Here is a 19646-nt window from a genome sequence, read left to right as displayed (position 1 = left end):
TCCCCCAAAGAGGGGAAGGAGCGAAGACACACCGTCACGCAAGTCACGAATCCTCGACCGGTCCAGCGCGAGGCCATGCATTGTCCGCAGCTTCGAAGAAAAAGAACCGGCTGAGCACGCCCCCGAGGGAGGGCGCCACGCCGGCTGCCAGCCGTGACACAAGCAAGAAAAATACTCATCGTCGATGACGACGCGCTCAGCTCGGCGCTCCTGGCGGAGTTCCTCCAGGAACAGGGTTTCGCCACCACCGTCCTCATGAACGGCCTGCATGTCGAGCCGGCCGTTCGCCGCGCCGACCCGGCCGTGGTGCTGCTGGACGTGAGCCTGCCCGGCCTGGACGGGATCGAGGTGTGCCACCAGCTGCGCCGCTTCTCCACCGTGCCCATCATCATGGTGAGCGGGCGCACCGAGGAGATCGACCGCACCCTGGGCCTGGAAGTGGGCGCCGACGACTACGTCTGCAAACCCTATGGCTTTCGCGAGATCGCCGCGCGCATCAAGGCGCAGCTGCGCCGGTCCGAAGGCCGCGTGGGCGCGCGGTCCGTGATGCATGGTTTTCGCATCGACGACAGCGCGCGGCGGATCGCCTTCGAGGACCACTGGCTGCCCCTGACCTCGCAGGAGTACCGGCTGCTGCGCAAGCTCCTCACCCGCCCCGGACACGTGTTCACGCGCGAGGAGCTGATGGACCTGGCCGACGACGAGCCCCTGCCTCGCGCTGGCAGCGAACGCGCGGTGGACAGCCACGTGAAGAACCTGCGCCGCAAGCTCGAGGCCGCACGCGGCGAAGGCGCGGCCATCGTGTCCGTCTACGGCGTGGGCTACCGCTTCGATCCGGAGCTGTCCGCCGTGCGTTGAGGCTCTGCGGCGGGCCGCAAGCCCAGCCGCAGCATGGAGCGCCTGCGCCGAGGTCCTCCAAAGTTCCTCCACATTGGTTTCCAAGAATGCCGGCTCCACGCCCATTCAAGGATGACGATGCATTCCACCCCTGCCTTCAGGCTCACCCGTTTCCTGCCCTTGACCGTGGCGGCCCTCATGGCGGCCTGTGGTGGCGGTGGCGGTGGCGATGGCCTCGTCGCCGTCGCGCCACCGGAGCCCGCGCCCGTGTCGGTGGACGCGACGGCCCTGTCGCAGCCGCTCTCGCCGGCGGCGGCGAGCATCCTCGCGCTGGACCTGCAGAACCTGCCCGACTACAAGGCGACTCTGCCGCCGCACTATGCGGGCACCGCCGACAACACGCCGCCGGGCACCTTGGACAGCCCCGCCGTCGCGACGCTGGGCCGCGTGCTGTTCTACGACCGCCAGCTGAGCCTGACCTCCACCGTCTCCTGCGCCTCGTGCCACAAGCAGGACGAAGGCTTCGGCGATGCGGCGCGTTTTTCCACCGGCTTCGACGGCGTCGGCAAGACCACCGCGCACGCCATGCGCCTGGCGAACCTGCGCTTCTTCGCCGCCGGCTCCATGTTCTGGGACAAGCGCGCCGCCTCGCTGGAGGCGCAATCCACGCTGCCGGTGCAGCACCCGGTGGAGATGGGCTTCGACGCCGCGCGGGGGGGCATGCCGGCGGTGATCCAGCGCCTGCAGTTCCTCCCCTACTACCCGGAGCTCTTCACCGCCGCCTACGGCGACGCGGCCATCACCGAGGAACGCATGCAGCAGGCCCTGGCGATGTTCATGCGCGGCATGGTCTCCACCAACAGCCGCTGGGACGAAGCCTTCGCGCAGGTCTTCGACCCCAGTCTGCCGGACAAGGGCGTCAACAAGCCGCTGCCCGGCTTCACCGACGAGGAGAACCGCGGCCGCGAACTCTTCATGGCCAGCCGCGCCGCAGGCGGCCAGGCCTGCGCGGCCTGCCACCAGCCCCCTTCCTTCGCGCTGGGCGGCTCGGGCAGCAACGGCCTGGACGCGGGCGAGACGCTCCGCTTCAAGTCCCCGTCCCTGAAGAGCGTGGCGCTCTCGTCCACCTTCATGCACGACGGCCGCTTCTCCTCGCTGGAGGAAGTGGTGGAGCACTACAGCTCCGGTGTGCAGGACGGCCCGGCCCTCGACGGCCGCCTCAAGGGCCCGGACGGCGCGCCGCTGAAGCCGCAGCTCTCGCCGCAGGACAAGGCGGCGCTGGTGGCCTTCATGAAGACGTTGAGCGATCCGGTGCTGGGGACGGACGAGCGCTTTGCTTCGCCGTTCTGGGTGGACAGGCGCTGAGAAGCTGAGCCTGCCGCCGGCAGGATGGTCGATCACAGGGGCGGCGCCGCTTACTCCCGCGCCTGCGCCGCAGCCCGTGGCACGACCAGCCGCCGCACCCACTGGACCAGCAGCGCCACCGCGGCCGCGCCGGCCAGCGCGAGCACGAAGGCCACCACGGGTCCCTGCCGGCCCAGGGCCAGGTACAGCACCACGAAGAAGCCCGCGAAGCCGTGCAATCCCATCAGGAACCCGCCCATCAGCATCGCGGTGGCCTGCGCACCATGGCGAGGCAAGGTGAAGCACGGCAGGATGGTCCCGGTGATGGGCACCGCCAGCAGCAATCCGCTGGCGACCGGCGGCAGAACGTCCGCGCCCAGGATGATGACCGCCGCCATGCCAACCGCGGCCACCAGGCGCAGAACGATCTCCCGGTGCGGCACCGGCACCGGGCCGCCGACGCGGGCTGCACGCGGCGACGCCAGCACGCCCAGTGCCGGGGCCGCGAGCGCCAGGGCGCAGGTGAGCGCCACCGGCAGTTGCAGGCTCGTGAGCGCCAGGCCGGCCAGCAGGAACACCGACAAGCCCGAGCCCACCGCCACTGGCCAGGGAGCGATGCGGGCCGCCCAGGCCACCGTCACGCTGTGCAGGACGGAGCCCGGGATGCACACCAGCGTTCCCAGCGCGATGGCCCGCACCGTCTCGCTGCCGGCGTCCACGAGCAGCACGGCGCAGATCGGTGCCGCGATCATCGGCATGCCCCCGATGACGCCGCCGACCGCGTGGCCGAAGCGCCGCGATGCCGCACTGGCCGCCAGCATGGACGCTGCCACCAGTGCCAGCTTCAGCAGCAATGCCCCGTTCACGAGCCGGTCGGCGGGCCGAAGCCGCCGCCGCCGGGCGTGTGGATCTCGAACACGTCGCCGGGCTGCATCTGCGCCTGCCCGATGTGGTCCAGCGTCTCCACCCTGCCGTCCTCGCGCACCACGCGGTTCAGGCCCGGCTGTCCCGGCTGGCCGCCCTGCATGCCGAAGGCGCCGGACCTGCGGCCGTTGGAGAGGATGCTGGCGGTCATGGCTTCCAGGAAACGCACCCGGCGCACCCCGCCATCGCCGCCGCGCCAGCGGCCGGCACCACCGGAGCCGTGCCGGATCACGTAGCTGTCCAGGCGCACCGGGAAGCGGAACTCCAGCACCTCGGGGTCGGTCAGGCGCGAGTTGGTCATGTGTGTCTGGACCACGGCCGTGCCGTCGAAGCCCTCGCCCGCCCCCGAGCCGCCGGAGATGGTCTCGTAGTACTGGTGGCGCTCGTTGCCGAAAGTGAAGTTGTTCATGGTGCACTGGCTGGCCGCCATGACGCCCAACGCGCCATAGAGCGCATTGGTGATGCAGGTGGAGGTCTCCACGTTGCCCGCGACCACCGAGGCCGGCGGGTCCGGGTTCAGCATGGAACCGGCGGGGATGATCACCTTCAGCGGCTTGAGGCAGCCGGCGTTGAGCGGGATGTCATCGTCCACGAGCGTGCGGAACACGTACAGCACGGCGGCCATGCACACCGCGCGCGGCGCATTGAAGTTGTTGGCCTGTTGCGCAGAGGTGCCGGTGAAGTCGATCTCGGCGCTGCGCGCCTGCGCGTCCACCCGCACCGCCACGCGGATCTGCGCACCGTTGTCCAGCGGCAGGACGAAGCTGCCGTCCTTGAGCCGGGTGATGACGCGGCGCACCGACTCCTCGGCGTTGTCCTGCACGTGCTGCATGTAGGCCTGCACCACCTCCAACCCGAACTGGGCGACCATGCGGCGCAGCTCCTGCAGGCCCTTCTCGTTGGCGGCGATCTGCGCCTTCAGGTCGGCGAGGTTCTGCGGGGGATTGCGGCTGGGCCAGGGACCACTGGCCAGCAGCGCCAGCATCTCGGCCTCGCGCAGGGTGCCCCGGTCCACCAGCTTGAAGTTCTGGATCTGCACGCCCTCTTCCTCGATCCGGGTCGAGAACGGGGGCATGGAGCCGGGCGAGGTGCCGCCGATGTCGGCATGGTGGCCGCGCGAGCCCACGTAGAACATGGGCTCGCCCCCGCCGGCGTCCTGCAGGTACACCGGCGTGATCACGGTCACGTCGGGCAGGTGGGTGCCGCCGTGGTAGGGGTCGTTGAGCACGAACACGTCGCCCGGCGCCATGCGGCCGCGGTTCTCGCGGATGACGGTCTTGATGCTCTCGCCCATGGAGCCCAGGTGCACCGGCATGTGCGGCGCGTTCGCGATGAGGTTGCCCTCGGCGTCGAACAGCGCGCACGAGAAGTCAAGCCGCTCCTTGATGTTCACCGAGTAGGCGGTGTTCTGCAGCTGCAGGCCCATCTGCTCGGCGATGTTCATGAACAGGTTGTTGAACACCTCCAGCAGGACGGGATCGACCTGCGTGCCGATGGCATGGGCGGTCTCGCGTGGCACGCGACGTTCGAGCACCAGGTGGTCCAGCACCGTGAGCTCGGCCTGCCAGCCGGGCTCCACCACGGTGGTGGCGTTCTGCTCGGCGATGACGGCCGGGCCGGCCACCACGTCGCCGGCCTGCAGGTCTTCACGCACGACCAGGGCCGCCTCGTGCCACCTGCCGCCCGAGTACATGCGCACCGTCTCGCGCCGCGGCACCTCGCGCACCGGCGCCACGGGCAGCCGCGGCTCCACCGGCGCTTCGCCCGGCACCACGGCCTCGACCGAGACGGCCTCCACCACCAGGGCGCGGCCCTGCATCAGGAAGGCGAAGCGCTGGCGGTAGGCGGCCTCGAAGGCGGCGACGATGTCGTCCAGCGTACCGAAGGGGACCACCAGCGCCGAGTCGCTGCCCTGGTAGCGCACATGGATGCGGCGATGCACCCGCACGCGGTCGCCGCCGCCTTGCTGGCGGGCCAGCTCGGTGCGCGCGGCATCCGCCAGGGCGTCCAGCTGCGCCTCGATGCGCGGCAGGGCCTCGGGCGAGAGCGGCAGTTCGACGGCCTGCTCGCGGATCACGTTCTGGTCGGCCAGCCCCATGCCGTAGGCCGACAGCACGCCGGCGAACGGATGCACGAACACGCGGGTGATGCCCAGCGCATCGGCCACGCCGCAGGCGTGCTGGCCGCCGGCCCCGCCGAAGCATTGCAGCGTGTAGCGGGTGACGTCGTAGCCGCGAGCGACCGAGATCTTCTTGACGGCGTTGGCCATCTGCTGGACGGCGATGGCGATGAAGCCCTCCGCCACCTCCTCGGGGCTGCGGCCGGTCTGCGCCGCGATGGCAGCGAAACCGTCGGCCACGGGTTGCGGGCTCAGCGGCTGGTCGCCGCGCGGGCCGAACACGCGGGGGAAGTAGCGCGGCTGGATCTTGCCCAGCATCACGTTGGCATCGGTCACCGCCAGCGGCCCGCCGCGGCCGTAGCTGGCCGGCCCGGGATTGGCCCCGGCGCTGCGTGGCCCCACCCGGAAGCGGGCACCGTCGTAGGCCAGGACGGAGCCGCCGCCGGCTGCCACGGTGTGGATGCTCATCATGGGAGCGCGCATGCGCACGCCGGCCACCTGGGTCTCGAACTCGCGTTCGAACTCGCCCGCGTAGTGCGACACGTCGGTGGAGGTGCCGCCCATGTCGAAGCCGATCACCCGCTGGTGCCCGCCCAGGGTGGCGGTACGCGCCATGCCCACGATGCCTCCTGCCGGGCCGGAGAGGATGGCGTCCTTGCCCTGGAAGCTGTGCGCGTCGGTCAGGCCGCCCGAGGACTGCATGAAGAACAGCTGCACGCCGGGCATCTCGGCGGCGACCTGCTCCACGTAGCGCCGCAGGATGGGCGAGAGGTAGGCATCGACCACCGTGGTGTCGCCCCGGCTCACGAACTTCATCATCGGGCTGGTCTCGTGGCTGGTGGAGACCTGGGTGAACCCGCGCTCGCGCGCGAGGCGGGCGGCGGCCTGTTCGTGCGCGGGATAGCGCCAGCCGTGCATGAAGACGATGGCCACGCTGCGCAGCCCTTGCGCCGCAGCGTCGGCGAGCTCCTCGCCCAGCGCGGCCTCGTCCAGCGCCTGCACCAGCTCGCCCTGGGCGCCGACCCGCTCCTGCGCCTCGACGACCCGGGTGTACAGCAGCTCGGGCAGCACGATGTGGCGGTCGAACAGCCGGGGCCGGTTCTGGTAGGCGATGCGCAGCGCGTCGCGAAAGCCCCGCGTGGTCACCAGCAGGGTCGGCTCGCCCTTGCGTTCGAGCAGCGCGTTGGTGGCGACGGTGGTCCCCATCTTGACGCACTCGACGCGCTCGGCGGTGACCGGCTCGCCCGGGGACAAGCCAAGCAGGTGGCGGATGCCGGCGACCGCCGCGTCCGCATACTGCTCCGGGTTCTCGGACAGCAGCTTGTGCGTGACCAGGCTGCCATCGGGCCGGCGGCCCACCACGTCGGTGAAGGTGCCGCCGCGGTCGATCCAGAACTGCCAGCGCGCGGCCGGGCGGGTGGGCGTGGTGTCGTTCATGGCGTCGTGAAGGTGATGACGCGGCCCCGCCGCGCGCATGTCAGGGGATGAATCGCTGCTCGCGGAAGCTGTCGAAGATGCGGATGAACATGTCTTCCGAATCGACGAATTCGTTGAAGCCGAAGCGGCGCGCCTTGGTGTTGTCCAACATGATGTCCCAGGTCGGCGCGAAGGCGTAGTTGGCAAAGGCCCAGCTCGCGGCTTCCTCGAACGGCGTGGGCAGCAGGCCGTGCTCGCGCACGATCTCGTCCCACAGCGGCGCCTTGTCGGCCATCATGAGTTCGAGGTCGATCTGCTGCACGCCGCCGTCTTTCATGCCGAAGTAGTCGGCGATGCGCGGCCACAGGTGCTGCCAGCGGAAGTGGTCGCCGTTGACCATGTTGAAGGCCTCGTTGGCGCAGGCCGGCGTGGTCGCTGCCCACAGCATGCCCTTGTTCAGGAGCTCCACGTCGCTGGCGCAGTGCACCGCGCGGAAGGCCGCCTCGGGGCCGGGGAAGCGCAGCGGCAGGCCGAGCTTCTTGCACAGCGTGGCATAGACGGCCAGGGGCTTGGGCACGTTGATGTCGCTGCGGGCGAAGCCGCACACGATGTGCGGGCGCATCAGCGAGAAGCTCCAGGGCTTTCCCTGCGCCAGTTCGCGCAGGAAGTCTTCCTGCGTGTAGTAGAAGTTCGGCGGGAAATGCCGCGCGTCGCTTTCCTTGGCGGGCGTCTTGAAGGGTCCCAGGTGCCGGCCGTAGTACTTGGAGCCCTGCAGCAGGCAGACGTGCTGGAGCTCGGGCATCGCCGCGTCCACCGCGGTCATGGCGTTGCGGAACAGGTCGGCGTCCTGCGCCGCCTTGTCCACCCAGCGGGTTCCGGTGGCATGGCCGGTCCAGAAGACATGGGTGGTCCGGGAGAGCGCGCCGAGCTGGAGTCGGCAGTCCTCGGGGTCGGCCAGGTCGCAGGCGACGTGGCGCGCGCGCGTCTCGAATTGCGGGGCGCGGCGGGACACGAGGGTGACCTCCCAGTCACCCTCCCGGTCGAGCAGTTGCGCCATGTTGGCGCCGACCATGCCGGTGCCGCCGAGGATGAGAGCTACTTTTCCAGTCATGAGACGAGTCCAGGGGGTTGACCGCGCGCCAGGCGCGGTGATGTCAGTGGCGTGCCGGAAGCACCGCTTCTGCCGCGGCGGCCAGGGCCAGCAGCCTGCGATCCTGGCCACCGGGGGCGGCCAGCATCAGGCCGACCGGGGCCTCGCCCGCGCGGTGGCAAGGCAGGGTGACCGCGCAGCCGTCCAGGAAGTTGATGAAGGTGGGATTGCGCAGCATCAGCAGGTTGATGCGGGTGAAAGCCTCGTCATCCGCTTCGAGTTGCGCCACCGGCGGTGCAACGATGGGCACCGTGGGCATGACGAAGGCCGCGGCGTTGGCCTCGGCCAGGCGGCTCGTGACATCCGCGATCCAGCGAGCGCGCGCCTGTTGCAGTTCCAGGTAGTCGGCGGCCGTGATGCTGGCGCCGCGCCGGATGCGGGCGGCCACCCGGGGATCGTAGGCCTCGCCCGCGGTCTCGAGCAGGCGGGCATGCCAGGCCCAGGCCTCGGCCGCGATGAAGCCGCCGGCGCGGTTCAGGTGCGCCAGCTGGGCGAACTCGGGCACATCGATCTCGACCACCGTGGCCCCGGCGGCGGACAAGGCGCCGCAAGCCGCCTCGAAGGCCGCCCCGACCCTGGCATCCATCCCTTCGCGCACAAGCGTGCGCGGCAGCGCGAGGCGCAGGCCCGCCAGGCTGGCCGGCGGCAGCGGCCGCCACGGCTCACCCGCCAGCACCGCATCCAGGAGGGCGCAGCAGGCGACGCTGCGCGCCAGCGGGCCGACCGAGTCCAGGGTGGGCGACAAGGGCAGGACGCCGTCCATGGGCACCCGCCGGGCCGTGGGCTTGAAGCCGGTCAGGCCGCACAGGGCCGAGGGGATGCGCACCGAGCCGCCGGTGTCGGTGCCGATCGCCGCCACGGCCGCGCCGTCGGCGACCGATACCGCCGCCCCCGAGGAGGAGCCCCCGGCGATGCGTCCGGTGGCGCGGTCCCACGGCGTGCGCGGCGTGCCGTAGTGCGGATTCAGCCCGAGCCCGGAGAACGCGAACTCGGTCATGTTGGTCCGCCCGACGATCACCGCCCCGGCGGCGCGCAGGCGCTGCACCACGGTGCTGTCGGCGGCCGCGGGCGCGGCCGAGGCCAGCACGCTCGAGCCCGCCCGGGTGACCTGGCCCGCCTCGTCGAAGAGGTCCTTGATCGACAGCGGCAGGCCCGCCAGCGGTGGCAGCGGCACGCCGGCGGCGCGCAGCCGGTCGGTCGCATCGGCAGTGGCCCGCGCCGCCTGCGCGTGCACGGCCAGGAAGCTGACCCGATCGGCCTGGGCGGCGTCCAGCGCCTGCTCGGTCAGCTCGCGGCTGCTGATGCGGCCGGCGGCCAGCTGGGTTTGCCAGTGCGCCAGGGTGTGGGGAGCGACGGCCATGGGAAAAGCTTTCGGGGTGATCAGCGCGCGGTCATGGCCCGCGGCAGGCTCAGGACCAGTTCAGGGAAGAGGGAGATCAAGGCCGTGGCGACCACCATCAGCAGGAAGAAGGGCAGGCTCGCCTTGGCCACGGTGAAGATGTCGCGGCCGGTGAGGCCCTGGACCACGAACAGGTTGAACCCGACGGGCGGCGTGATCTGCGCCATCTCCACCACCAGCACGATGAAGATGCCGAACCAGATCAGGTCCAGCCCGGCGGCCTGCACGGCCGGCAGGATCACCGAGGTGGTCAGCAGCACGATGGAGATGCCATCGAGGAAGCAGCCCAGCACGATGAACAGCACCGTCAGGGCGATCAGCAGCGAGGCCGTGCTGAGCCCGGCCTGGCCGATCCACTTGGCCAGCTCGGCCGGCAGGCCGGTGAAGCTCATGGCGGAGGTGAGGAAGGCCGCACCCAGCAGGATGAAAAAGATCATCGTGGAGGTGCGCACCGCGCCCAGCAGGCTGGCCATCAGGGTGGCGCGGTTCAGTGAGCCCCCGGCGGCAGCGATGACCAGCGCGCCGACCACGCCGACCGCGGCAGCTTCCGTCGCCGTGGTGAAGCCGGCGTAGATGGAGCCGATCACGGCCACGATCAGCAGCACCACGGGCAGCAGGCGGAAGGTCGCGCGCAGCCGCTCGCCCAGGGGCTGGCGATGGCTGGAGACGGGAATCGCGCCGCGGTTCAGGAGCGACCAGACGACGAGGTAGCCGGAAAAAAGCAGCATCAGCAGCAAGCCCGGCACGACGCCCGCGATGAACAGGCGGGCGACGGAGACCTGCGCCGCCACCCCGTACACGATCATGATGATCGACGGCGGGATCAGCAGGCCCAGCGTGCCCGAACCGGCCAGCGAACCGATGGCGAGGCTCTCCGGGTAGCCGCGGCTCTTGAGCTCGGGCAGCGAAATGCGGCCGATGGTGGCGGCGGTGGCGGCGGACGAGCCGCTCACGGCGGCGAAGATGCCGCAGCCCAGCACGTTGGCATGCAGCAGGCGCCCGGGCAGGCGCTCCACCCAGGGGGCGAGGCCCGCGAACATGTCGTCGGACAGCCGCGTGCGGAACAGGATCTCCCCCATCCAGATGAACAGGGGCAAGGCCGTCATGGTCCAGCTCGCACTGGAGGACCAGCTGGTGGTGGCCAGGATCGCGCCGGCCGGCGCGTCGGACAAATACATGCCCACGATGCCGACCGCCAGCAGCGCCGGGCCGATCCACACGCCCAGCGCCAGCAGCAGGAAAAGCGCGCCGACCAGGATGGCGGCGACCCAGTGGAGTTCCATCATTCGCTCATCTCCGCCGAGTCGGCCAGCTCGAAAGTGCGCCCCTTGAGCACGCACACCAGGCGCTCGGCGAAGGCCACGACGAGCAGGGTGGACCCGATGGCCATGGGCAGCTGCGGCACCCACATGGGTACCGGGACCAGGCCTTGCGAAACCTCCTTGAAGGTATAGCTTTCCCAGACGAAGGCCACGCAGAACCAGGCGAGGTAGGCGGCGATGGCCAGGGCGATGGCCGTGGCCACGATCTCCACCGCGCGCTGCGCGCGTGCGGGCAAAAAGCGCAGGGTGACCTGCACCCGGATATGCGCGCCGCTGTGGAGGGTATAGGCGAGGCCGAAGAAGCCGGCCGCGGCCATCGACCAGGCGGCGAACTCCTCCGCGTCACGCACGGTGGAGCCCAGGTTGCGGGCGATCACCTGGGCCAGGATGAGGCCGCAGATCAGGACCAGGCACAGCGCCGACAGCAGTCCCGCGGCGCGATACAGCCAGTGCAGCCTCCCCATGGCCTCAGCGACGCGCCGCGTCCAGGACGGCCTTGCCGTCGGCGCCGGCCTTCTTCAGCCACTCGTCGGCCATGGTGGCGCCGATCTTCTCCAGGTCGGCTCCCAGCGCGGGCGGGGTCTTGCCCACCACCATGCCGTTCTTGGCCAGGGTCTGCGTCAGCGTGGCGGTCTGCTTGCGGGCCTCTTCCCAGCCGCGCTTCTCGGCGGCGGCGGCGGCTTCCATCACGGCCTTCTGCGACGCCGGCGAGAGCCGGGCGAAGGCGCGGGCGTTCATGATGGTGACGTTCTTCGGGATGAAGGCCTGCACGTCGTAGTAGTACTTGGAGAAGTCCCAGGCCTGCGAATCGACGCCGGTCGCCGGCGAGGTGATCATGGCCTCGATCAGGCCGGTGCCGAAGGCCTGGGGCACGTCACCGGAGTTCACCGTGGTGGGCGAGGCGCCCATCAGCTCGACCAGGCGCGAGGTGGCGGCGTTGTAGGCGCGGAACTTCATGCCCTTGAAGTCGGCCGTGCTCTTGACCGGCACCTTGGTATAGATGCCCTGCGGAGGCCAGGGCACGCTGTACAGCAGCTTGATGCCCTGCTTGGCCAGGCGCTGCTCCATCGCGGGCTTGCTGGCCTGCCACAGTTTCCAGGCCGCATCGAAGTCCGTCGCCAGCAGCGGCACCGCGTCCACTTCATAGATGGGATCTTCATTGCCCAGCACCGACACCAGCACGTCGCCGATGGGCACCTGGCCGGTCTGCACCGCGCGCTTGAGTTCGGGGCGCTTGAACAGCACGGAGTTGGAATGGACCTTGATCTCCAGCTCGCCCTTGGTCGCCTTGGCCACGTCCTCGGCAAAGGACTTGGCCACGCCGGTGATGTAGTTGCCGTCGGGCTGCTCCGCGGACATGTTCCAGCGCTCGGCGGACTGGGCCGGCAGGGCGACCCAGGCCGCGGCGGCACAGGCGGACAGAAGGATGCGTCGGTTCAGTTTCATCATGCGGACTTCTCCAGGGGTTGAACTCTCAGGCACCCAGCCGCCAGAGCGACTGGAACAGATAGACCTCGCCGGCCGCGACGCCATGCTCGGCGGCCAGCGCCGTGGCCAGGTCCAGGCAGGCCTGCGGCCGCGAGCCTTCCAGCATCACCAGCGCATCGGCGGGGGGCGGCACCGCATCCGCGGTCAGCGGCTTGGACAGCTCGGGGTCGGTGCGCAGCAGCGCGCTGCGCACGATGGCGTCCTGCGAGACCGCCTGGCGCAGGCCGGCTTCGACACCGGCGAGGGCCTGCGCATCGGCCACCACGGCGGCCGGCAGGACGAACGCCGCCAGGCTGCCGCCCTCACCCTCGCCGGCCTCCAGCGTGAGCGCGCCGACACGGCGCTGCGTGCCCCGCATGCGCTTGAAGTTCTCCAGCGACCAGGGGGTCTGGTTGGCGAAGGCGCGGGTGTAGGGCCCGGAGGTGAAGACGTCCAGCGAATCGGTGAAGTACAGCGCCAGGTAGGGACGCGGGCACGGGCCGACGGCTGCGAAACGGCGAGCGCTCTGGAAACCGGGAATGGCCACACGCTCCTGCATGTGCTCGCGGTCGTACCAGCGGTTGAAATCGGCTTCGTGGGCTGGATCGATGTCGGTCCAGATGCACAGGAGGCCGCGGGCTGCGCGGTCGGGGGTCATAGGCGCGGATCCGTGATGGGGCAAAAACCTAGTATTGCCATCCGGCGCCTGCACGTCCAACAAGGAAATCTGGACGCCACCCATCAAATTTCGGCATCGCCCGCTGTCTGCCGCTAGGCCGTTTGCAGGGACAGGGCCCAGGGATCGGCCGCCGGATTGACGCTCGGCAGTCGAGCCACGTGCGCCGGCAGGTTCCCGGCGAAGTCCTGTGCGGTGCGTTGCGCCTCCACGGCGACCTGCTGGATCAGGGGCGTCTCCAGCCCGCTGCGCAGCGAACACACCAGCGGCATGGCCGGCATGTGGGTGTCCATCTTGAGCATCTCCACCGCGCCCTCAGCCAACTCGCGCTGGATGATGGCCGGCGGCAGCATGGCGACCCCGAACCCATCCACCACCAGCCTCACCATGGCCGACACGGAGGTCATGCAGTTGATGTGGACGCGTCCCCCCTGGTACTCGGCGAACAGGCGTTCCAGGAAACGATGCGGCCCGGAGTTGCGCGAGAAGCTCAACACGGGAAAGTGGCTGAGCTCCTGCAAGGTGAGCCGCTCGCCATGCAGCTTGAGCGACCCGGCGCCGACCCAGCACATGGGAAAGTCGCACAGGGCCAGGTTGCGGACGCCGGCGCCGGCCACGTGGTCGGTATGCAGGATCAGGTCGAGATTGCCGCGGCCGAACTGCTCCATCAGGCGGATGGTGGTGTCCCCGGAGAGTTCCACTTCCAGCTTGGGGTAGGCCTGGTGGATGCGCGACATGAGCTGCGGAAACCAGGAATGGATGATCGACTCGATCACGCCGATGCGGATGACGCCGGTGTACGACTCCCGGTCCTTCAGGCTCTCCTGCATCTCGTTCATGGTGCGCAGCATCCGCTCGGCGAAGCCCAGCGCCTTGCTGCCGTCCAGGGTCAGCGTGACCGCGCGGTCCCCGCGCTCGAACAGCCGCACCCCCAGTTCCTGCTCCAGCGTGGCGATCCGGCTGGAGACCGCCGCCTGGGTCGTATGGAGCTTCTCGGCGGTCAGCCGGAAGTTCTTCAACTTCGCCAGCCACACGAAGGTTTCCACGAATCGCATGTTCATGGCGGGATGGTAAGACGGCTGGTCGCGCGTGGCGCTGAGGCAAACCCGGGCAGCGGAGGCAGCCGTGGGGCTTGGCGGCGCCGGCCCGTCAGCCGGCCCGCACGACGCTTCCCCCTCAAGTCGGCGATTGCTGCCCGGCGGCCTCGGGCAGCCGAAGCGGCCTGATCTGGTTCAGCAGCATGCCGCTGGTGAGCGCGGCCGCCGGCACCGTCGGCAAGCCTCCCGCGCGCAGCACCTGGGCCGTCCAGACGTTGCAGGTCTTGAAGGCGTGGAAGGACTCGCGCGAGGCGTAGAAGCGGCTGTCGCCGTACAGCCCCGGACCGAGCGGCTCCAGGGCACCCCCGGCGTCCCGCGCGAAGCTGCCTCGCACCCGCTCGTGCATGCGGTCCAGGCCGCCGGCCGTGACACCCACTTCGACCACCGTGCTGTCCGGCCACGCGAGGGCCGGCGGGCCGGCCAGGCCCACGACATGCAGCGCGCCCGGCGTGGGCCACAGCAGCGCGCGCAGCCCGAGCACCAGGCCCGGCTCCCGTGCGGGGTAGAAGGCGCGGTCGCCCCAGCCGACTTCGATGTGGTGGGCGCGAGGGAAACTGGTGCGAAGCGGCGAATCCGCAGGCAGGTCCTGGCTGCGGAAGACGATGCCGGTGTGCCAGCCGTGGCGGACGACGAAGACGGTGCGCTCGGGGGCGGGTGGTGGCTCAGGCGGTGATGCGCAGCCGCTTGCGAGCAGGGCTGCGAGGAGGATGGCACGACAGGTGTGCGTAGCAGGCAGGTGGGACACGGCGCTGGCATTGTCGCCAGACGGTCTCAAGTCCCCGGGCGGAACCCGTGGGGAGGCCTGGTAGGCCGTGCTGGACTTGAACCAGCGACCAAGGGATTATGAGTCCCCTGCTCTAACCAACTGAGCTAACGGCCCCCGAGCCGACGCATTGTAGGTTCGCGCTCCCGCTATGCTTGCCGGCCATGGCCGACGTCACCGTCTTCCACAATCCTGCCTGCGGCACCTCGCGCAACACACTGGCCCTCATCCGCCATGCGGGGATCGAGCCGCAGGTGATCGAGTACCTCAAGCACCCGCCCTCCAAGGAGAAGCTGCGCGAGTTGGCGGCGCAGTCCGGGCTGGGGGTGCGGGGGATCCTGCGGGAGAAGGGAACGCCCTATGCGGAGCTGGGGCTGGGCGATGGGAAGTGGTCAGATGATGAGCTGCTGGACTTCGTGCTGCAGCATCCCATCCTGATGAACCGGCCGGTGGTCGTGACGCCGCTGGGAACGCGCTTGTGCCGCCCCTCTGAGGCCGTGCTGGAGATCCTGCCTACCACCGGGCCGGTGGCGCCCTTCACCAAGGAAGATGGTGAGGTGGTGAAGGACAGCGGCAAGCGCGCGGGCTGAGGAGCCCAATCAAGGCTTCGGGTGGTGGCTCAGCGCGTTGCTCACCAGCCGTGAGGTGATGTCCACGATCTGGATCATGCGGTCGTAGGGCATGCGCGTGGGGCCGATGACGCCCAGGGTGCCCACCACCTGGCCGTCCACTTCATACGGCGCGCTCACGACCGACAGTTCCTCGAAGGGCACGGTCTGGCTTTCGCCGCCGATGAAGATGCGCACGCCCTCGGCCTGGCTGGAGATGTCCAGCAGGCGCATGAGTTGCGTCTTCTGCTCGAAGAGGTCGAAGGCGCGGCGCAGGTGGCTCATGTCGCTGGAAAAATCGCTGACCGACAGGAGGTTGCGCTCGCCGGAGATGACGACTTCCTCGCTGGCCTGCGTGAGCGCCTCGGAGCTGGCGTCCACCGCGGTCTGCATCAGTTGCGCGATTTCGGCGCGCAGTTTTTCTACCTCGCCCTTGAGGCGCTCGCGCACCTGCTCGATGGCCAGGCCCGCGTAGTTCGCATTGAGGTAGTTGGCCGCTTCCACCAGTTGCTGCTGCGTGTAGTCCACCTCGGTGAAGACCACGCGGTTCTGCACGTCGCCGTCGGGCGAGACGATGATGACCAGGTAGCGGCGCTCGGACAGGCGCAGGAATTCGATGTGGCGAAAGACCGAGCTACGGCGCGGTGCCATGACCACGCCGACGAAGTGCGAGAGGTTGGACAAGAGGCTCGCTGCGTTGGCGATCACGCGCTGCGGCTGGTCCGGCGCCAGGCGCGCGCCGGGCAGTGACTCGCGCTGCACGGTGAGCATGGTGTCCACGAAGAGGCGGTAGCCGCGCGCGGTGGGCACGCGGCCGGCGGAGGTGTGGGGGCTCGCGATGAGGCCCAGCTCCTCCAGGTCGGACATGACGTTGCGGATGGTGGCCGGCGACAGCTCCAGGCCCGAGGCGCGCGAGAGCGTGCGCGAGCCCACGGGCTGGCCGTCGGCGATGTAGCGTTCGACCAGCGCTTTCAACAACAACTTGGCACGGTCATCGAGCATCTTCGGGCGGGTCCTGCTGAATTTTAATGATGTAATCTTTGTGAATGAGTTCCCACTTCCGTCACGTCGCCCTCATCGGCAAGCACCCCGCGTCGGTGGCGGTCAGTGGCGGCGGCACGCCCCGCGCTGCGCTCGAGGATATGGCTCAGTTCCTGCAGGCGCAAGGCTGTGAGGTGTGTATCGAGCGCGAGACGGCCGCGCATGCCGGAGTGCACGCCCACGCCACGCTGGATGTCCCATCCATCGGACGCGAGTGTGACTTGTGTTTGGTGGTGGGGGGCGACGGCACCATGCTGGGCATCGGGCGGCAACTGGCGCCTTTCGGCGTGCCGCTGATCGGCGTCAACCAGGGCCGGCTGGGCTTCATCACCGACATCCGCCTGGACGAATGGCGCACGGTGCTCACCCCCATGCTGCGCGGCGAGTACGACGAGGACCGCCGGCGCCTGATGCACGCGCGGGTCATGCGGGACGGCCAGTGCGTGTTCGACGCGCTGGCCATGAACGACGTGGTGGTCAATCGCGGCGCCACCTCGGGCATGGTGGAGCTTCGCGTGGAGGTGGACGGGCACTTCGTGGCCAACCAGCGCTCGGACGGCCTGATCGTGGCCTCGCCCACCGGCTCCACGGCCTACGCCCTGTCGGCGGGCGGGCCGCTGCTGCACCCGTCCAATCCCGGCTGGGTGCTGGTGCCCATCGCGCCGCACACGCTGTCCAACCGGCCCATCGTGCTGAACGACGCCGGTGAGGTCACCATCGAGCTGGTGGCCGGGCGCGATGCCAGCGCCAATTTCGACATGCAGTCCCTGGCCTCGCTGCTGCACGGCGACCGCGTGACGGTGTGCCGCTCGCAGCACCAGGTGCGCTTCCTGCACCCGCGCGGCTGGAGCTACTTCGACACGCTGCGCGAAAAGCTTCATTGGTACGGAGGCGGCGGCACCTCATGATGCGGCGCATCGTCCTGCGTGATTTCGTGATCGTGCGCGAGCTCGAGCTCGATGTCTCCCACGGCTTCACCGTGCTCACCGGCGAGACCGGCGCCGGCAAGTCCATCCTCATCGACGCCCTGCAGCTGGCGCTGGGTGCGCGGGCCGAGGCCGGCGTGGTGCGCGAAGGCGCGCCGCGCGCGGAGGTGAGCGCGGAGTTCGACACGCCCGCTTCGCTGCACGCCTGGCTGGAGCAGGCCGGCTTCGAGGCCGGCGACACGCTGCTGGTGCGGCGCAGCGTCGATGCGCAGGGCAAGAGCCGCGCCTGGATCAACGGCAGCGTGGCCACCGCGGCGCAGCTTCGCGAAGCCGGCGACCGGCTGGTGGACATCCACGGCCAGCATGCCTGGCAAAGCCTCACGCGCTCGGACTCCGTGCGTGGCCTGCTCGACGCCTATGCCGGCATCGACACCGGGCCCCTGGCCGCGCGCTGGCAGGCTTGGCGCAGCGCGCAGAAGGCGCTGGCCGATGCGCGTTCCGCGCAGGAGTCGCTGCAGCGCGAGCGCGAGCGCCTGGCCTGGCAGATCGCGGAGCTGGACAAGCTCGCGCCCGGCGCCGACGAGTGGGACGAACTCAACACGAGCCACACGCGGCTGGCCCACGCGCAGGCCCTGATCGACGCGGCCCAGCAGGCCCTGGAGCTGCTGGAAGGCGAGGACGGCGGCGCCGCGGGCCGGCTCGCGCGCACGCAGGCGCTGCTGGACGAGCAGCAGTCCTTCGACGCGCAGTTCCGCGCGATGGCCGAGGTGGTGGCCTCCAGCCTCGCGCAGGCCGAGGACGCCGCTCACAGCCTGCATGCCTGGCTGCGCCGCGCCGACCTGGACCCGCAGCGCCTGGCCGAGCTGGACGAACGCATGTCGCTGTGGATGTCGCTGGCGCGGCGCTTCCGCCGCACGCCCGCCGAGCTGCCCGCGGTGCTGGCCGGCTGGAAGGAAGAACTCGCCGCGCTCGATGCCGCGGCCGACCTGGCCAGCCTGGAGGCGGCCGAAGCCCGCGAGCAGCAGGCCTGGCTCACGCTGGCGCGCAACGTGTCGCGCCAGCGCACCAAGGCCGCCCCGGCCCTGGCCACTGCGATCACGCAGGCCATGCAGGGCCTGGGCATGCAGGGCGGGCGCTTCGAGGTGGCCCTGAACAAGCTGGATCAACCCGCCGCCTCGGGCCTGGAGGACGTGGGCTTCCTGGTGGCCGGCCACCCGGGCAGCACGCCCCGGCCGGTGGGCAAGGTGGCCTCGGGCGGCGAGCTGTCCCGCATCGCGCTGGCCATTGCCGTGACCACGAGCCGCCTGGGCGAGGCGCAGACCCTGATCTTCGACGAGGTGGATGCCGGCGTGGGCGGCGCCGTAGCCGAGACCGTGGGCCGCCTCATGAAGCAGCTCGGTCGCGACCGGCAGGTGCTGGCGGTCACGCACCTGCCGCAGGTGGCGGCCTGCGCCGACCAGCACCTGGTGGTGAGCAAGCAGGCCGACGCGCAGGGCACGGCCAGCTCGGTCGCGCCGGTGGCGCACGAGCAGCGCGTGGCCGAGATCGCGCGCATGCTGGGCGGCGAGCGCCTCTCCGGCACGAGCCTGGCGCACGCCAAGGAAATGCTGGGCGACGGCGCCCGGCCCACCTGAGCGGCACGCACCCATGAACCTGGAGCTGGTCCTCATCACGGGCATGTCGGGCTCCGGCAAGTCGGTGGCCCTGCGCGCGCTGGAAGATGCGGGCTACTACTGCGTGGACAACCTGCCGCCGGAGCTGCTGCTGGCCTTCGTGACGCTGGAGGAGCAGATCGCCGCCGGCCAGGTGGCCATCGCCATGGACGTGCGCAGCGCCCAGTCGCTGCCCATCGTGCCTTCGCAGCTGCGCGAGCTGCAGCGGCGCGGCGTGCGCCTGCGCGCGCTCTTCCTCGACTCCACCACCGACACGCTGGTGCGCCGTTTCTCCGAGACGCGGCGCCGGCATCCGCTGTCGGCGCTGGCGGACCGACCGGGCGACGAACTCGCCGGCAAGCCCGACCTGCAGAACGTGCTGGTGGAAGCGATCGAACTCGAACGCGAGCTGCTGGCCGACCTGCGCGAGCAGTCGCTGGTGATCGACACCAGCGTCATCCGCGCCGCGCAGTTGCAGGCGCACGTGAAGTCGCTGCTCGCGGCGCCCGCGAGCCAGCTCACGCTGTTGTTCGAGTCCTTCGCCTTCAAGCGCGGCATCCCGGTGGATGCGGACTACGTGTTCGACGTGCGCATGCTGCCCAACCCGCACTACGAGCCCGAGCTGCGCCCGCTCACCGGCCGCGACGCGCCGGTGGCCGACTACCTCGCGGCCAGTGAGGAGGTCGCGCAGATGTACGCGCACATCGAATCCTTCCTCACCCACTGGCTGCCGGCGCTGGCGCGCAACCAGCGCAGCTACGTGACCGTGGGCATCGGCTGCACGGGCGGGCAGCACCGCTCGGTGTACCTGGTGGAAAAGCTCGCCGCGGCCTTCAGCGACCGCTGGACCACGCTCACCCGCCACCGCGAACTGGACCAGGGCTGAAGCGCTGGCCTGGCGCCTT

Annotated in this window: 17 protein-coding genes and 1 tRNA gene; 6 read left to right on the top strand and 12 right to left on the bottom strand. The window is 70.2% G+C overall.

Annotation, left to right across the window (positions count from 1 at the left end):
* The first annotated feature begins 153 nt into the window (after nt 1-153).
* Together EZ242_RS07170 and EZ242_RS07165 are read left to right on the top strand one after the other, a co-directional pair.
* Entirely contained in the window at nt 154-858 is a 705-nt protein-coding gene (locus EZ242_RS07170; RefSeq protein WP_240787016.1) for a response regulator, read from the top strand.
* 117 nt (nt 859-975) lie between these two features.
* Nucleotides 976-2202 (top strand): cytochrome-c peroxidase, encoded by a 1227-nt coding sequence (locus EZ242_RS07165; RefSeq protein WP_167784682.1) that lies wholly within the window; start codon nt 976-978, stop codon nt 2200-2202.
* A gap of 50 nt (nt 2203-2252) precedes the next feature.
* On the opposite strand, the gene EZ242_RS07160 is transcribed toward EZ242_RS07165, so the two are convergent.
* The 11 genes from EZ242_RS07160 to EZ242_RS07110 form a co-directional block, all read right to left on the bottom strand.
* On the bottom strand, nt 2253-3047 hold the full coding sequence (locus EZ242_RS07160; RefSeq protein ID WP_167784681.1) for a hypothetical protein: 795 nt from the start codon (nt 3045-3047) through the stop codon (nt 2253-2255).
* Nucleotides 3044-6661, bottom strand: a complete 3618-nt coding sequence (locus EZ242_RS07155; RefSeq protein WP_135284458.1) for a hydantoinase B/oxoprolinase family protein — start codon at nt 6659-6661, stop codon at nt 3044-3046. Before EZ242_RS07155 ends, EZ242_RS07160 begins: the two co-directional genes overlap by 4 nt.
* 40 nt (nt 6662-6701) lie before the next feature.
* Nucleotides 6702-7751 (bottom strand): SDR family oxidoreductase, encoded by a 1050-nt coding sequence (locus EZ242_RS07150; RefSeq protein ID WP_135284457.1) that lies wholly within the window; start codon nt 7749-7751, stop codon nt 6702-6704.
* 43 nt (nt 7752-7794) lie between these two features.
* Nucleotides 7795-9150 (bottom strand): amidase, encoded by a 1356-nt coding sequence (locus tag EZ242_RS07145; RefSeq protein ID WP_135284456.1) that lies wholly within the window; start codon nt 9148-9150, stop codon nt 7795-7797.
* A 20-nt stretch (nt 9151-9170) separates the two neighbouring features.
* Nucleotides 9171-10472 carry a TRAP transporter large permease gene (locus EZ242_RS07140; protein WP_420821242.1) on the bottom strand — a complete coding sequence of 434 codons (1302 nt, stop codon included), beginning with the start codon at nt 10470-10472 and terminating at the stop codon, nt 9171-9173.
* Nucleotides 10472-10975, bottom strand: coding sequence for a TRAP transporter small permease (locus EZ242_RS07135; RefSeq protein ID WP_135284454.1), 504 nt, complete (start codon nt 10973-10975; stop codon nt 10472-10474). Before EZ242_RS07135 ends, EZ242_RS07140 begins: the two co-directional genes overlap by 1 nt.
* Nucleotides 10976-10979: 4 nt before the next feature.
* Complete coding sequence (locus EZ242_RS07130; protein WP_240787015.1) at nt 10980-11960, bottom strand: TRAP transporter substrate-binding protein; 981 nt, start codon at nt 11958-11960, stop codon at nt 10980-10982.
* A gap of 25 nt (nt 11961-11985) precedes the next feature.
* Nucleotides 11986-12636 carry a DUF4286 family protein gene (locus EZ242_RS07125; RefSeq protein ID WP_135284453.1) on the bottom strand — a complete coding sequence of 217 codons (651 nt, stop codon included), beginning with the start codon at nt 12634-12636 and terminating at the stop codon, nt 11986-11988.
* Between the two features lie 113 nt (nt 12637-12749).
* A complete protein-coding gene (locus EZ242_RS07120) occupies nt 12750-13715 on the bottom strand; it encodes a LysR family transcriptional regulator (RefSeq protein ID WP_135284452.1) in 966 nt (321 codons plus the stop codon).
* Nucleotides 13716-13830: 115 nt separating this feature from the next.
* Nucleotides 13831-14496 (bottom strand): DUF2459 domain-containing protein, encoded by a 666-nt coding sequence (locus EZ242_RS07115; RefSeq protein ID WP_167784679.1) that lies wholly within the window; start codon nt 14494-14496, stop codon nt 13831-13833.
* A 58-nt stretch (nt 14497-14554) separates the two neighbouring features.
* Nucleotides 14555-14631: transfer RNA gene (locus EZ242_RS07110), tRNA-Ile, on the bottom strand.
* A 47-nt stretch (nt 14632-14678) separates the two neighbouring features.
* Here EZ242_RS07110 and arsC point away from each other — a divergent pair.
* A complete protein-coding gene (gene arsC, locus EZ242_RS07105) occupies nt 14679-15104 on the top strand; it encodes an arsenate reductase (glutaredoxin) (protein WP_135284450.1) in 426 nt (141 codons plus the stop codon).
* 9 nt (nt 15105-15113) lie between these two features.
* On the opposite strand, the gene hrcA is transcribed toward arsC, so the two are convergent.
* Complete coding sequence (gene hrcA / locus EZ242_RS07100) at nt 15114-16124, bottom strand: heat-inducible transcriptional repressor HrcA (RefSeq protein WP_135284449.1); 1011 nt, start codon at nt 16122-16124, stop codon at nt 15114-15116.
* Between the two features lie 44 nt (nt 16125-16168).
* Between hrcA and EZ242_RS07095 the strand changes: the two genes are divergently transcribed.
* The 3 genes from EZ242_RS07095 to rapZ are packed head-to-tail and all read left to right on the top strand — an operon-like array spanning nt 16169 to nt 19627.
* Entirely contained in the window at nt 16169-17071 is a 903-nt protein-coding gene (locus EZ242_RS07095; RefSeq protein WP_135284448.1) for an NAD kinase, read from the top strand.
* Nucleotides 17068-18723, top strand: a complete 1656-nt coding sequence (recN, locus tag EZ242_RS07090; RefSeq protein WP_135284447.1) for a DNA repair protein RecN — start codon at nt 17068-17070, stop codon at nt 18721-18723. The genes EZ242_RS07095 and recN overlap by 4 nt, the downstream gene beginning before the upstream one ends.
* Before the next feature lie 13 nt (nt 18724-18736).
* Nucleotides 18737-19627: an RNase adapter RapZ gene (gene rapZ / locus EZ242_RS07085; protein WP_135284446.1), complete on the top strand. Its 891-nt coding sequence runs from the start codon at nt 18737-18739 to the stop codon at nt 19625-19627.
* Nucleotides 19628-19646: the final 19 nt, after the last annotated feature.

This window comes from Ramlibacter rhizophilus, assembly GCF_004681965.1.
GTDB classification, from domain to species: Bacteria; Pseudomonadota; Gammaproteobacteria; order Burkholderiales; family Burkholderiaceae_C; genus Ramlibacter; species Ramlibacter rhizophilus.
Note: the sequence above shows the minus strand (reverse complement) of the source record. Positions and strands in the feature narration are given on the sequence as shown.